Source organism: Yersinia sp. LJYL362, assembly GCF_048323875.1.
Genome location: NZ_JBLWEX010000292.1, coordinates 1 through 15,776, shown reverse-complemented (window position 1 = coordinate 15,776; position 15,776 = coordinate 1). Strand labels below are relative to the sequence as shown.

Genomic DNA, 15,776 nt, shown 5'->3' with positions numbered 1-15,776 from the left:
TAGTTTGGTGTACTTTTTATTGTATAAAGCAATATTGTCCCTTACCTCATTAGCTTCCCTTACCTTTAGGACACCATTGTGTTTGCGCGTTGCGTATCGTTTTCGTTTACAGCATTCCTCTTCTCTCTTTTCCCTGTAGTGGCTCTTGCCGCCACAAAAGAGGGGGCCGTGGTGTTTGACATAAAAACACTGGAAGGGTTGGGGTATTCGGCTGAATTAGCGAATTTTTTTAGTAAGCAGGATAGATTTTTACCCGGTCGGCATGATGTTTCTATCATCGTTAATGCCAATAAAACCTATCATGCTGAAGCCACCTTTGATACGGAAGGTAATTTGTGTGCGGATCGTAATTTACTGATTGCATTGAAGTTGCGTCATAAAGACAGTGGCGATAGCTGTGAAAACCTTGAAGCTTTGTGGCCGGGTGTCGCCATCAAGTTATTCCCTGGCCAATTTCGCGTAGAAATGACCTTGCCTCAAGAGGCATTTGATCCCGAAATGGAAAGCAGTGACTACCAAAGTGGCGGTCATGCATTATTGCTGAATTATAATTTGTTCGGCCAGCGGATCGAAACTAATAGCGATAATCTTAATTTATTTCAAGGGCAGTTTCAGCCGGGTATTAATCTGTATAACTGGGTACTGCGCAACCGGGGTTCTTATACCTATAATCAAGGGGTGGGCCATTACGATAATCAGGAAACCTACGCATTACGCGCAGTAGAATCTCTGAAATCGGTCGTGCAGTTGGGCGAATTTGGTTTAGTCGGCGACACTTATTCGGGCCTGCCAATTGTGGGTGGCCAGCTGTATTCCGATAATGCTCAACTGAATAATACACAGCTGGTAGTGCCAATTGAAGGGATTGCCAATACCAACGCCACTATTGAAATTCGCCAACGTGGACGGGTTATTTATCGTACCGTCGTGCCACCGGGGCCATTCTCTTTGTCCAACATCAGCAATTTCTCCAGTGGTGTGGTGACAGATGTTGATGTTATTGAAGAAGACGGCACCCAGCAGCACTTCACGGTATCAAATTCTCTTGACCCTAATTTAGAACAACAGGCAACCACATATCAGTTGGGGCTAGGCCGTTATCGGGATAGCCTGAATGACAGTGAAACTAAATCGCCATTACTGGCATCGGCTGAGATGTCGTTTAACCCGATGAGTGCATGGCGTATGACCTCGGCCGGGCTGGTTTCCCCTGATTATCAAAATCTCAGGGTACAAAATCTTTATAGCGGGCTGGAGAGCGCCTGGTTTTCAGCGGCGGCAAATTACTCTAATACGAAAGATATCGGGCAGGGTTATCAGCTGACATTACAAAATCAAGTAGCCATTAATGGCAATTTGAGTGCTTCATTGTCGACAGTATATGACTCCTTGAATTATTGGTCGCCGGACAATGCCCTGAGCAGTGGCAATAATCTGAATGAGCTAAAATATGGCAAACTGAAGAATTCGACATCAGCTGCCGTATCTTGGGCACATCCTCGTTGGGGCGCATTTTCCTACGTTTTGTCTAATAATATGTATTATCAGGCTGCAGACAGTGTTTCCCATACATTCTCTGCGAGTGAACAATTTGGCCGAGTGACCACCACGTTAAGTTTTCAGTCAACTTCGCAGGGGCAAAACTCAGTTTATATCGGCATCAATATGCCATTAGGCAACGGAACGCTCAGCGGGCGGATGCAACGCAACAATGGCAACATGACCTTAGGTAGCACGTACCAAGGCCGTTGGGGTGATAACAAAGGGTACCAGGTCGGTATCACTGGTAGTGATAGTCAGCGGCGTATTAATGGGGCACTGAATATGAACACGGCCTATTCACAACTTGCTGGTGGCGTTTCTCAGGCCACCAATAATAGCCGGTCAGCCTATGTTTCGGCCAATGGATCAATGGCTTATGCGAATAACACTTTTGCGACGTCTTCAGCGGCCATCGGCGATACTTTTGCGGTGATAAATGTACCGAGTCAATCTAATTTGCGTGTTTCTTCGCCCAGCAGCGGAACGTCGATCACCGATTATGCGGGAACGGCCTTATTGCCATCCGTGATGCCTTATACGGCATCAAAAGCACAGATAAGCACCAAAACATTACCCCTGAATATTCGTCTTAACAGCACCAGTGCAGATTTGAAGATGACTCGTGGTACCGTTGCGACTCGTAATTTTGAGGCAACAGAAACCCGCCAGTTGCTGCTGAGTATTCGTGATAGTAGCGGTGAAATGTTACCGGTGGGCGCCAACGTGCTCGACGAAAAGGGCAACTTCCTGGGAACGATTATTGGTGATGGCAACTTTATGTTGGAAAACAAAGCGATTGGGGCAACATTACGTGTTAAGGCGACCAACCGCAGTGAATGTATTGTGAGTTATGTTGAGCCGGAGAAGTTTGATCCGGATGCATTGTATGAAGTTGCCGACGCTGTATGTCATTGATTTTAAAATTGTAGCGTAAACTGATACTCAGTAACTATTTTTTAGACATAGGATCTATTATGAAATATACGATGGTTAATAATGGCGGTGTTGGTGCAATGACTGCATACACTCATATCTTCAAACGTGTTAAATCATTTTTTATGCTGAATTTTCTGGTGTTGTTAAGTTGCTGGAGTTTGACATCTTATGCATCTTTCAAATTAGAAAGCACCACGGTTATTTTAAAAGAAAATGATGGACGTACCAGCTTTACTATCGAAAACACATCGACAAACCCAATATTACTGGTAACCAAATTGGTCGACTTGGATGGCAAAAATCTGAGTAAGCAAATTTTGATTTCCCCGCCGGTAACACGAATTGATGCAGGGCAAAGTCAGCAAGTTAACTTTGTATTGAAGAAAGGCACAGCACTGGATTCTGAAGTCTTGCTTAAAGCTTCGTTTGAAGGTGTTGAACAGGTGCCGGGTAATGCGACAGTCATGCCAATTCGTCAGGAAATTGGTTTTCTAATTCAGCCAAACTCTGTGCCACAGATTAAAACCCCATGGCAAGAATTGGTTTTATCCACCTCAGGTAATAACTTAATAATTAAAAACCCGAGCAAGCATGTGGTTCGCCTTGGCCCGCAGGTGATTTTAGTTCCGAGCAATGAGGTTGTTCCCTTGGGCAGCCCTTATATTATGCCGGGCGAAACCAAGCAATTTGCCATTAAGTCATCACCCACCTCAGTGAAAGTCACACCACTGAGCCGCTATGGTTTTGTACAACCTGAAGTGGCTGTGCCTGTTACGCGCTGATAGCGATAAGTCTGTTAGTCAATACGAAGGGCGGCCGGTAATGGCCGCTTTTTAATTAATGAGGGAACTGAAAGGGCTAGCTGTCTTTTTTATTGCCAAAAATTTTCAGTAAGGCACCAACGGCACAACCAATCACTACACCCAAAATCACCCATTCAGTAAATGACATATTCAGACCCTTTTATTCGTTTGGCCTGATTATATAAATTATTCCCTGCTTGTCCATGTCTGCCCGATCCCACATTGATCATATTCGGCCTTTACAACTTAGCCAACATCTCTCGCGTTACCAGAACAATACCACTTCCCGACCGATAAAAACGGCGAGCATCTTCATCTGCATTTTCACCAATGACCATACCCTCGGGGATAGTACTGGCGCGGTCTACGACACAACGGTGTAACCGGCAAGAGCGGCCCACATTGACGTCGGGTAGTAATACGCAAGAGTCTATATTGCAAAACGAATTGACTCGCACTCGGGAAAATAATACCGAGTTGACCACCACTGAGCCGGAGATAAAACAGCCGCCGGACACCAATGTATTCATGGTCATGCCATGACTGCCAGAACGATCCTGAACAAATTTTGCCGGTGGTAATGGCTCCGCATAGGTGCGTATTGGCCAATGTGAATCGTACATATCGAGTTCTGGCGTAATAGCCGCTTGATCGAGGTTGGCCTGCCAATAGGCATCTAAGGTTCCGACATCACGCCAATAATCAGGGGTATCGGGTGATGTAGAGACACAAGATAATGAGAACGGATGTGCCCAAACATGGCCCTGTTCGGTGATTTTCGGCAGAATATCTTTGCCAAAGTCATGGCTGCTGTTTTCGTCCGCGTGATCGCTTTCGAGTAGGCCAAACAGGAATTCTGCGTTAAATACATAAATCCCCATACTGGCCAGACTGCTATCGGGTTTTCCGGGCAAAGTAGGGGGATCTTCGGGTTTTTCCCAAAACATTTTCACTTGTAGCGCTTCGGAGACTTCCATTACACCGAAGGCCGTTGCCTCCTCCTTAGGCACTTCAATACAGGCCACAGTACAAGCCGCGCCACTTTCTACGTGATCGAGCAGCATGCGCGAGTAATCCATCTTATAGATATGATCTCCCGCCAGAATCACCACATATTCAGCACGATAGCGGCGGATAATATCCAGATTCTGGAAAACCGCATCTGCGGTGCCGGTATACCAGTGTTCACCTCCTTGACGCTGTTGCGCGGGCAATAAATCAACAAATTCATTCATTTCTTCACTGAGAAATGACCAGCCATGCTGGATATGTTGCACTAAGGTATGAGACTGATACTGCGTTATCACGCCGATACGGCGAATGCCCGAATTAAGGCAATTTGATAGTGCGAAGTCAATAATGCGGTATTTTCCGCCGAAGTGAACAGCGGGTTTTGCTCGGACAGACGTAAGATCTTTAAGACGTGAACCGCGGCCACCTGCAAGAATCAGGGCTACGGCTTTATTGGGAAGTTGTCTGGCCGACATGACTCTGTCGATATCACCTGCTTTCCGCATGTCAGACTCCTTATAATTTGTATGTATAGCCACTGGATGACGGGCTATATCCATCAAACCTAATGCGCTAAAGACTGTCCGGCCAATGACCAGATTGATCTTGCGGGGTTATACCTCCTTTAAGTATTAGTGTCGTTAATAACATAATCGGCTAAATATCGCTCTAACAATGAGAAGCGAATCAAGTTTAGCGCGTTCAGTGATAAAATTTTTACCGTTCATAGCCTCTATGAAGGGGATATTGGTGGCTTTTCCACATTGTGAGGTCCGCAAACGTCGACCATACTCGATGGGGCAAAAATATTCGTCGTTTTAATAAGGATATAAAATTATGACGGTTGCAAAAAAATGTCTGCGGCTATCCGCACTCACTTTGATACTCAGTAGTTTTGCGGCCAGCGCCGCAGCCGATGTCGCACACCTTACCGGCTACACATTAGAGCGCGTGGTTATTTTGAGTCGGCATGGTGTTCGTTCCCCGACAAAACAAACCCAGCTGATGAATGATGTCACCCCTGATAAATGGCCTCAATGGCCAGTAAAAGCGGGCTATTTGACGCCCCGGGGGGCTGAGTTAGTGACGTTGATGGGCGGGTTTTATGGTGATTATTTCCGCAGTCAAGGGTTGCTGTCTGCGGGGTGTCCGGTAGATGGAACCGTTTATGCGCAAGCGGATATCGATCAACGTACCCGCTTAACCGGGCAGGCATTTTTGGACGGGATTGCGCCGGGTTGTGGTCTGAAAGTACATTATCAGGCTGATTTGAAGAAAGTTGATCCACTGTTCCACACCGTTGAAGCGGGGGTATGTAAACTGGACTCAGAGAAGGTTCATCAGGCTGTTGAAGAACGGCTGGGCGGGCCATTGAGTGATCTGAGTCAGCGTTATGCTAAGCCCTTCGCCCTGATGGGCGAGGTGCTGAATTTTGCGGCTTCACCTTATTGCCATTCACCCCAACAAAAAGGAAAAACCTGTGATTTTGCGACTTTTGCAGCAAATGAAATCACGGTCAATAAGGAAGGGACGAAAGTTTCACTGAGTGGGCCATTGGCACTGTCGTCGACATTGGGTGAAATTTTCCTATTACAAAACTCGCAAGCTATGCCGGATGTAGCCTGGCACCGTCTCAGCGGTGAAGATAACTGGGTTTCATTATTGTCGCTGCATAACGCGCAGTTCGATTTAATGGCCAAAACCCCTTATATCGCCCGGCACAAAGGGACCCCTCTGTTGCAACAAATTGATACGGCATTAGTGTTGCAACGCGATGCTCAGGGCCAAACACTGCCACTGTCACCACAGACCAAATTGCTGTTCCTCGGAGGGCATGATACCAATATTGCCAATATTGCCGGTATGTTAGGAGCCCATTGGCAGTTACCACAGCAACCCGATAACACCCCGCCCGGCGGAGGGCTGGTCTTTGAATTATGGCAGAGTCCAGGTAACCACCAGCGCTATGTGGCCGTGAAAATGTTCTATCAAACGATGGACCAGCTGCGGAATGCTGAAAAATTAGATTTAAAAAATAACCCAGCAAGAATTGTTCCAATTGCCATCGAAGGCTGTGAGAACGAGGGGGACAACAAACTTTGTCAACTTGAGACATTCCAAAAGAAAGTGGCTCAAGTGATAGAGCCTGCATGCCATATTTAAGTTAGAGCTATCCAGGATGAGTTAATATCTACCTGGTAAGATAAAAAAGCCCACATTAGAATAATACGTTGCTATGTGGGCTTATTACCGCTAACCATTAAGCTGAATCTTAGTATAGCTAAGGTTATATAAATAAGAAGCCGGAGCTATCTGTTAAATACAGATAAGCTCCGGAAATAAGTGATAACTTAAATAAGACAATGTTTCAATTAGCGGAAGTACTACAATTTAAGTATTATTAACCCAGTCTAACTAAATCGAAAGGTACGTAGCGTTTCCCTGTGTGCTGTAACTCGACAACCCGCTCACGCTCAGCCTGAACAGGGGCCAATCCTTCTGCATGGATAGCCTTTGCTACGTCAACCTCCCCAGTTTGCGCGACCATAACACGTTTGCCAGGAATAATTTGGTTTCTATTTCTGTCATAGACCTTAACCATATTAACCTCCAATAGTTATCTGATAAGGTTCAACAGTCGTCGGGTGTAAAATTCACATCTAAAATTAAACCAATATCCAAGATATAAACCTATCGTTAACACAAAGCGAACAGCTAAATAGTTTCAATACATAGACTATGCCCGGAAAGGCTAATATGTTTGCCTCGGATAAAGCTATTATGGAGTTGGCTTACATTCTGTGGAAATAATATTTATTTTTTTATCAGGGATCAAGTCGTATAAGCATTTTTTTTGGCGGAGAGGTCGAATAAAAAATCCGCTTCGTCAGCGGATTTTCAGTAGGCAGTCTACAATCGCAAGCGAGGTGTTATATCAGTGCCTTCTGCGTCAATGATTCCAATATTTTTAGCGGAGACTGCTGAGGGTCTTTCATGCCCTCAACGGGCAGGAGAAACGTTTGTTCTAACATAAATTGCCCCCCCATCGCCGCATGAGGTGTTTGATCTGAAAAACAGATCCAACTGCTACCAGATGGGAAATCAATAGCTTGTTGCACACCATTTTTTTGGTAATCGGCATCTGATTTCATTTTGTCATGTAATTGAAGCATCAAGTGATCGTAATGGCTTCTACGGCGCTTGGTGATCCCAATTTTATGCTGCAACCAACTGCTGATTGGGGAATAGCTATCGAGTTGCGGTAAATAGCGGCTGGCTAATTGCGTAAAATCTTCGCCTACGCGCCATGATCGAGGTTCATTATGAGGGTTAATATTGGTAAAAATACGGATGATGCGTTCACCATAATTAGGCCGCGAAGGGAAAGCATCAACATGCAAGCGGCTATCATCCTTCCGCCATGATGTTTTATCGCGCCAGGCGGTGACTGGGTGCAAGCGCAGGCTATTAGTCGGGCTGTGCAGTGCAGCGGTATACTCCGGTAGTAATTGATTCACTAGACTAAGGCAACTTTGATAATAGCGCTCCAGCAACTGGCGCGTTAATGTAACTTTACTCTCATCAGTCACACCGGTCAGTGCGCCTTCCAGCGGTTTAAAACTGATATTTTTGCGTTTAGTATCAACCAGTTCAGGGTTAAGCAGTTGCTTTTCCTCTTCACTCAATTCAAATGCCAGATGAGGCAGGAAAAGTACTTTACCTTGCTCCAGAGCCTCGATGGTACTGGAGTCTTGCACTTTATCTTGGCCCCAACGGGTATAGGGGAGCGTAAGAATGGATGAATCCAACGCATAACTTTGATTATTACTCATCATCTATTCGCTTCTATATATTATTTATGTAAAGCATAACCCTTTATTATAGATAAAATGAGGGGTAGGGTACAGATTTCAGTTTTTACTTTCCCGGGACAACTGAATTAAGGGGGGGAGCCGCCGCATGATAGGGGAGGATTTGACGAGTGATGTCTGGATTTCGGCATATTCTGACCAGCGGTCAATAATCGTATCCAGCTGTTCCATCGAGTGGATATATAAGCGGCTGATGAAACAATCGTCACCGGTCACTTTGTCACACTCAACACATTCTGGTGTTCCTTGAATCATCACTTCTGTTATACGCAGCATTCCTGCTAAGGGTTTGACGCGTACAATGGCTTGCAAATTGTAGCCGAATGCTTGCTGGTCCAAGTCTAGTGTATAGCTGCGAATGATATGACGTTCTTCGAGACGCCGTAGACGCTCGGAAGTACTCGGGGATGAGAGGTTTACTTGCTGTGAAAGGTCTTTCAGAGATATCCGTGCATTTTTTGCTAAAATGGCAATCAATTGTTCATCAATCTTGTCCATGCCTGGCAGCCTTTTATCATTAGAAACAATAATATTATTATAGGCGCCATTTTTAACATGTTAACGATATTTTCTTAATAAATATAATGACTTTGATGAATAAAAGGTGAGTGTACTGGGGGCGTTGTCGGGATAACGGTCGGTGTTCATCGCGATGTATATCATCACATTCTTCGCTTTGAAAAAGTGTGTTTAGGGATACAAAACGACATACCCTACTGAGGATTCAGCAGGGTAAAACGATGCAGGATACCTATAATTATTGCCGGATAGCAGAGGTACTGGCCAACGATGCTGTTTGGTTGGACTCATTGGAAAGCATAGACTTTTTTTGTAGATAGGCTAAATCATAGACATCATAGAAGTCTATTTCGCCTTTATTGCTAATAATATGTTTAAAGCGAATTTTAAAATCATCGCCGATATTTTTGCTATTCAATATTTCATCAATTGCTTGCGTCGATAATGCTCGGCTAAAGAACCATTCACCGTTATAGCAAACACGTAAATCGAGGATACCAATATCCTCAAATTTAAATACGGGTTTGATTTCCATCATGAGAACAGCAGACATCAAAACAAAGAAAACGGTAAAGGCAACCATGTAGCCAGTGCCAAAGTAAGGGGTTAAGTACATCAAAACTAAAACAAAAAAGTATGATATCAACATCGCAAGGCAAAGATAGGGATGTTTGTAGACAAAATCGCTGTTAAATTTTAACCGACCATCTCTTTTTTCTTTCAGATTTATTCTTGCGATGTCGTCGATTAATATTTTTTTAATTATGTCCATAGTCATGACCTTGTGATGAATACTCATATAAGTTAAATCATAGCGGTTTGTTATAGAATAACACGAAAAGTTAAATTTAAGGTATATCAGTTTGGTTGATTAGTTAGTAAAACTGTTATGGTTTGATAGGTGATAATGCGGAGTTATTATTAACTCATCAGATGAAAACAAGCGCTTATGCTTCAAATCCACCTGATGAATTTTCATGGTACGCGTAATTATAGCGCGTAGTAACCTTAAGTGGTCAGAACAATTTTACCAATGTGGGTACTGCTTTCCATCAGTTCATGGGCCTGAGCGGCAGCTTCCAGTGGGAAAGTCTGAAATATCTGTGGTTTCATTTTTCCAGCCCCCAGCAATGGCCAAACGTGTTGTTCCAGTGCTTTGGCGATAAGCGCTTTTTCAGCCACAGTACGCGAGCGCAATGTTGAACCGGTATGAGTCAGGCGCTTTAGCAACATTAGCATCAGATTCAGGTCCTTGGCATTCCCATTCTGGGTGCCAATTTGAACTATCCGGCCATTCATTGCAGCAGCTTCATAGTTACGGGCGACATAATCACCCGCAATTAAATCCACAATAACATCAGCACCTTTCCCTGCGGTGGCTCGTTTGGTCTCGGCAACAAAGTCTTCCGTGTGATAGTTAATGGCGATGTCGGCACCTAATGCCAGGCATGCTTGACGCTTCTCTTCTGATCCTACGGTGACAATAACCATTTTTGCGCCAAATGCTTTGCTCAACAATATTGCTGTAGTACCTATACCGGAAGATCCGCCGTGAATTAATACAGTCTCACCTGCGGTAAAATGACCACGCTGGAATAGATTTGTCCACACAGTAAAGAAAGTTTCTGGTAATGCTGCCGCTTCGATTTCAGTCAGACTTGCGGGGATAAGTAAGGCATTGGTTTCATTGATAACGCAATACTGAGCATAGCCGCCACCTGCGACTAACCCGCACACTTTGTCGCCAATTTTAAAGCGCGTAACATCAGCTGCGATAGCAACCACAACACCTGCAATTTCTAATCCGGGGATATCGGAGGCTCCTGGTGGTGGTGCATATTGACCTCGGCGTTGCATGACATCAGGGCGATTAACTCCCGCGGCTGAAACTTTCACCAAAATTTCACCCGCCGCGGGCATCGGCGTAGGGCGCTGAATGGGCGTTAAAACTTCAGGACCACCAGGTTGCGTAATTTCAATAGCGACCATGTTCGTAGGAAGATGGGTTAACAATGTCATAATATTCCTCTTGTAACATGAAGATACCGAGTCAAAATCTGTGCTGATGACGAAGTGATTATCTTAGCCCTGTCATCCAAATAATTCATGGAGTGAATGTGCTTAAGCTATGACAAAGTTACAAAAGGTAGAAAGCAGAAAGGGAACGCCCAAAACAAAAAAAGCGCCCAATAGGGTGGGCGCATAAATTTGCAAAGGGGTCGTACATGTATGACTCGTTGCATTACAATAAGCGAGACTAAGAGATGTTTAGAACATATTGATACTAGGAATATTTCCTTAAGTTCGATATAGGGATAAATCTGAAACTGTGCGTTAACGTAGTAGCAATAGTAGTCTCTTCCTGCCCTCAAATTTCGTTCTTATATTGCCAGCTGACCTGATACTGGTAGGTTTCATCTGTGAGTATGTTATCGACATGGACGCTAGGGCTCCATGAATCATCACCCCCCACTCCCATATGGAAACCATCAATATTTAACCAGGTGCCGGGTTCCGGTTTAAGTAAATGTTGATGGCTGGTCATCATGAGTTGCTGTGTGCTGTAGCGGCTGATACCAAAATGGAACTGACCAGTTAATTGCCAATTCCCGTAATTCAAAAAATTGGTTTTGCAGCGCAACCCATTTTCACTCGGAAATATATAAGGAGTGTGCATCTCCTCAAGGGGTTGCGACCAGTGACCATGTTGGGCTGAAAGCTGACGGTCAGGATAGTTTTCGTGTGGCCCTAACCCAAGCCAGTCAACATTTTCGTAAACATCAGACAACTGGCAACACATCCCGATTCTTGCTGGGGAGGGGAGGGAAGTAGCAACTTTGACTCGGACATCAATGGTCATACGCCCTTGCTGATCAAAACGGTATAACCACTGGGTATGTAACAATTGTTCTTGGGCAAACTCGTAGATATATTCCGCGCTGATTTGTATAGCCTGAGATAATGTATCGGCTTGTAGTGATAAACAACGTTGCTCCAGTTGATACATTCCCGCTTTTTTCCAGCGTTCAACCCAAGCATTCGGATCAATCCGCGTTGTTTCACTGATACCAATATCGTTATCCAATGGCGCACGAACAAATTGATCGCGCAACGGGGTAAGTAGCCTGTTTTTCCCTCCCACCCACCATTGCTCAAGCAACCCGGTTTGACGGCTAAATAACCAGCGCTGCTGGAGATGAACCACCGTGATATGTTGCGCATCTTGATGCAGCTGGGGGGCGCAAGACTCCGCTACGCCGGAGGTCTCTCGAAGAACAGATAGCGGACGGGCTAAACGCCCTTGGAACCAAGCGCAACGATGATAACTGGGTGACCATGACGTTTCTTCTATCTGCCTGACTTCAACATTCAGCCATAAGTCGCCTGGCTCATTAATAACGGGTAGCTGCTCGGACAGGGTGAAATTTTGCGTGTCTTCAGGTGATAGCTCTAATGGGAAACTCCCTTCCAGAACTGATTTACCGGCTAATTCGATGCGCCAGTACAGATGCTCGTTATCGCTGTTTCTGAATAGATATTCGCTGGTTACGCTGATCACTAGCGGTGAGGTACTCACCAATGAGAATTGGAAGAACTGTTGTGCGCATTGCGCCTCATACAAACTGGGGTGAGGGGTGCGGTCTGGGAAAACTAATCCATTCATACAGAATTGACGATCATTGGGGCTGTCCCCAAAGTCCCCACCATAAGCCCAATAAGGTTGACCATGTTCATCATTACGGGTGAGACTTTGGTCGACCCAGTCCCAAACGAACCCCCCCTGTAGTCGAGGGTATTGGCGGAATGCTTGCCAATAGCGGGCGAATCCACCGAAACTGTTCCCCATTGCATGGGCATATTCACACAGAATTAATGGACGAGATTCATTCGGTAGGCCAATCCATTTCTTAATGGCCCACTTAGGCACCGCGGGGAAAGGTTGGTCCTCATCTACACGGGCATACATGGGGCAAACAATATCGGTAGCCTGAGTATTTGCACCGCCCCCCTCATATTGTACCGGGCGCGTGGGGTCATTGGTTTTTATCCAACGATAGAGCGCATCATGAGTCGCACCGTGGCCTGATTCGTTGCCCAATGACCAAATAATAATAGAAGGGTGGTTACGATCACGCTGAACCATCCGCGTAACTCGTTCGCTAAAAGCAGAAAACCACTGTGGATCATCAGCAAGTCGTCCCATAGGTTGCATCCCATGAGTTTCGATATTGGCTTCATCGACAACATATAAACCATAACGATCGCACAGGCGATACCATAGCGGATGGTTGGGATAATGTGAGCAGCGTACGGCATTAAAGTTATGCTGTTTCATAAGAATGATATCTTGCAGCATACTTTCTTTATCAATAGCTTGGCCTGTTTTCGGGTGATGCTCATGGCGATTCACACCGCGAATTAGTACCGCTTTGCCATTAATTTTAAGCAAACCTTGATCAATGATCACTTGCCGGAAGCCAACATCATAGGCTTCCGCTTCTATCAGTTTTTGCTGACTATCCAGTAGCGAGACGACAGCTCTATATAACGTAGGTTGTTCTGCGCTCCATAATAAGGGATGTGCAACTCGCAAACTAAGATGAGTGCGATCAGTATAATGGCCTCGCTCGTCAATGGGTTGAGTACCAAGAGGCTGTTGCAAACTGGCGACCAATGAGTCCGCTAGCCAAAGCTGCACCTGGATTTGATAGGCCCCGGTAATTAGCGAGTTATTAATATCAAGCATCGGAATGCTAACTGCGGCCATCACCTCTAAATGCGCAGAGCTAAATTCTGATGATAAATGCGTAGAGACGTGAATATCTCGCAAATGAATATCTGGTTTGTGCAGTAGGCTGACATCCCGGAAAATCCCACTCATACGCCACATATCCTGATCTTCCAGATAGCTACCATCACTCCAACGTAATACGAGAACAGCAATACGGTTATTTCCAGCTTTCAGGTATGGCGTGAGATCAAACTCCGCGGGTAGGCGACTGTCTTGGGAATACCCGACCCACCGACCGTTACACCAGAGATAGAACGCAGAACTCACACCATCAAAAATAATGCGAGTTTGACCCGAGGAGAGCCAGTCAGGCTCAAAGGTGAAATTGTATGAATAGCAACCGGTTGGGTTATTTTGCGGTACCCGTGGCGGATCAACAGGAATTGGGTATTGCACGTTAGTATAAATCGGGGTGTCATAGCCGTGGAGTTGCCAATTGGAAGGTACCGGCATAGATACTGCTTCGGGCAAATCTTTTTCAACCCATTCATCGGGCACTGATTCTGGTTGTGTAAAATAGCTGAACGACCACTGTCCATTGAGTAATTGACGCTGCGAGGAGGGTGCATCGCTTTGAGCGGCATCGACATGACGCCAACTGTAGAATGGAGGGTGCGCTTCAAGGCGGTTGTATTGCGTTATTTGCGGATTCTCCCAATCCCTGCGAAGCAAAATCTGCGATAGGGCTGGTGTAGCCTGCTGTTTAATTTCTTGCTGTGCCATCATGATTTCAGCCTTATCTTTTACGAAAGTTAGCTTGTTTGCGCTAACGCGATGAGTTAGCTATATAAATGTTATGCGCTCACAATTACAGTGTCTTCAAGATGAATTCAGCTGAAAATAAAGTAAATAGCGGTGGGTTAAATAGTCGAGAGTGATCGCATTTATTTGTTTTTGTACCCCGTCAGGTTAACAGGGGCAGTGGTCTGGCGGATTATAAGTTCAGTGGCTAACGACAACGAGTGAGAGGGCGGTGCAATGGTGTGGTGTAACCTGACGATGAGACGGGACACGCACTCTTCCCCTAATAATCTGAAATTTTGCCTGATGGTGGTGAGTGGCGGCTGGAAATAAGCGCTGTCTGCTGTGTCGTCATAACCGATAACAGAAACGGCCCCCGGAATATCAACATTATTTTCATGTAGAGCACGAAGTACACCCAGCGCCATTTGGTCGTTAGCCACCAAGATGGCACTAAACGCAGTATTGCTGGCAACCAATTTCTGCGTTGCCTGATAGCCACTTTGTGCACTCCATTCCCCATAGTAGACTGCTTGCGGCGCCAGAGAGGCATCATTCAGCGCCTGCAACCAGCCCTGATAGCGTAACTGGGCTGAAATAGCGTCTTTGGGCCCGCAGATAAGCACTATTTGCTGGTGGCCTAATGCAATAAGGTAGTTGGCACCTTGCATTGCGCCTATTTGGGGATCAAATAGAACGCTGAAAGTAGCAGACTGTGGGTCTACATCGAGAAAAAGTACCGGAGTGTCGGCACATTGTTCGGTAATTTTCTGACTGTGTTTAGGCTTTAAAGGAACATTGACTAAAATCCCATCAACACGTTGAGCCAGTAACTCGTTTATCGCTTGCTGGCAGGAATGTTCGCCGTGGTCATCGACCATGGAGATAACGACGTTATACCCCAGTTCACGGGCTTTTCTTTTTACTGCGGCGGCTATTTGCGAGGGCGCATGCAAAGAAAGATCGGTGGTGGCTAGCCCGAGTGTCAGGCTATGTTTGCCGGCTAATTGTTGGGCTACCCGGTTAGGAACATAGTTCAACGCAACCATAGCCAATTCAACTTTATGACGTGTTTTAAGCGAGACATGAGGGGCTTGGTTTAAAACGCGCGACACAGTTTGATAGGAAACACCAGCCTGGCGTGCAACATCATCTAAAGTGGCAGACTTGGGCTTCATGTATTTCTCTCAAGGATAAGTGACGACTTATAATAGCAAATTCAATGGATAAACTTTCCATTGGCAAGTAGCAAACAGGACTAAAACTGGCGATTAAGAATTTTTTTATCCACTGGGGTCTAGAAACAGGGGAGTGTTAAGGTTTATTCACAATATTTTTACTGATTATTCTGCATAAAATGGAGCATCAAGAGTATAATAAATAGCTTTTTTGGTTCTATTTTAGTCATGTAAACAAGAATCTTCCGTTTGCCCGCTAAAAAGAGTTGCTATTAAAAGCCGGTCATGAGTTAATGCGTCTCGGCCTGTGGTACAGACCTATTTATGCACGACATCTTGAGTAAAGTGGTTCATATTTAAAGCGTTATCGTTGATAGCTCTT

The 15,776-nt window shown here is 45.3% G+C and carries 11 protein-coding genes; 3 read left to right on the top strand and 8 right to left on the bottom strand.

The features are described from left to right. Positions 1-78 precede the first annotated feature (78 nt). Both ACNSO8_RS20415 and ACNSO8_RS20410 read left to right on the top strand, forming a co-directional pair. Positions 79-2,457: a fimbria/pilus outer membrane usher protein gene (locus ACNSO8_RS20415; protein WP_418395709.1), complete on the top strand. Its 2,379-nt coding sequence runs from the start codon at positions 79-81 to the stop codon at positions 2,455-2,457. 98 nt (positions 2,458-2,555) lie between these two features. Further along, positions 2,556-3,260, top strand: a complete 705-nt coding sequence (locus ACNSO8_RS20410; protein ID WP_418395733.1) for a fimbria/pilus chaperone family protein — start codon at positions 2,556-2,558, stop codon at positions 3,258-3,260. Positions 3,261-3,520: 260 nt separating this feature from the next. On the opposite strand, the gene glgC is transcribed toward ACNSO8_RS20410, so the two are convergent. Then, positions 3,521-4,798, bottom strand: a complete 1,278-nt coding sequence (glgC, locus tag ACNSO8_RS20405; protein ID WP_418395708.1) for a glucose-1-phosphate adenylyltransferase — start codon at positions 4,796-4,798, stop codon at positions 3,521-3,523. A 331-nt stretch (positions 4,799-5,129) separates the two neighbouring features. On the opposite strand from glgC, the gene ACNSO8_RS20400 reads away from it, so the two are divergent. Next, positions 5,130-6,455 carry an AppA family phytase/histidine-type acid phosphatase gene (locus ACNSO8_RS20400; RefSeq protein ID WP_418395707.1) on the top strand — a complete coding sequence of 442 codons (1,326 nt, stop codon included), beginning with the start codon at positions 5,130-5,132 and terminating at the stop codon, positions 6,453-6,455. Positions 6,456-6,693: 238 nt separating this feature from the next. Here ACNSO8_RS20400 and ydfZ read toward each other — a convergent pair whose 3' ends face one another. From ydfZ to ACNSO8_RS20365, 7 genes are all read right to left on the bottom strand, one after another. Then, on the bottom strand, positions 6,694-6,894 hold the full coding sequence (gene ydfZ, locus ACNSO8_RS20395; protein WP_418395706.1) for a putative selenium delivery protein YdfZ: 201 nt from the start codon (positions 6,892-6,894) through the stop codon (positions 6,694-6,696). A gap of 398 nt (positions 6,895-7,292) precedes the next feature. Further along, complete coding sequence (locus ACNSO8_RS20390) at positions 7,293-7,376, bottom strand: hypothetical protein (protein ID WP_418395732.1); 84 nt, start codon at positions 7,374-7,376, stop codon at positions 7,293-7,295. Between the two features lie 827 nt (positions 7,377-8,203). Beyond that, positions 8,204-8,662 carry an Lrp/AsnC family transcriptional regulator gene (locus ACNSO8_RS20385; RefSeq protein ID WP_418395705.1) on the bottom strand — a complete coding sequence of 153 codons (459 nt, stop codon included), beginning with the start codon at positions 8,660-8,662 and terminating at the stop codon, positions 8,204-8,206. Positions 8,663-8,921: 259 nt separating this feature from the next. Beyond that, a complete protein-coding gene (locus tag ACNSO8_RS20380; protein WP_418395704.1) occupies positions 8,922-9,455 on the bottom strand; it encodes a YlaC family protein in 534 nt (177 codons plus the stop codon). Positions 9,456-9,691: 236 nt separating this feature from the next. Continuing rightward, positions 9,692-10,702, bottom strand: coding sequence for an NAD(P)H-quinone oxidoreductase (locus tag ACNSO8_RS20375; protein ID WP_418395703.1), 1,011 nt, complete (start codon positions 10,700-10,702; stop codon positions 9,692-9,694). 349 nt (positions 10,703-11,051) lie between these two features. Beyond that, on the bottom strand, positions 11,052-14,198 hold the full coding sequence (locus ACNSO8_RS20370) for a beta-galactosidase (protein ID WP_418395731.1): 3,147 nt from the start codon (positions 14,196-14,198) through the stop codon (positions 11,052-11,054). A 161-nt stretch (positions 14,199-14,359) separates the two neighbouring features. Continuing rightward, complete coding sequence (locus ACNSO8_RS20365; RefSeq protein ID WP_418395702.1) at positions 14,360-15,394, bottom strand: LacI family DNA-binding transcriptional regulator; 1,035 nt, start codon at positions 15,392-15,394, stop codon at positions 14,360-14,362. Positions 15,395-15,776: the final 382 nt, after the last annotated feature.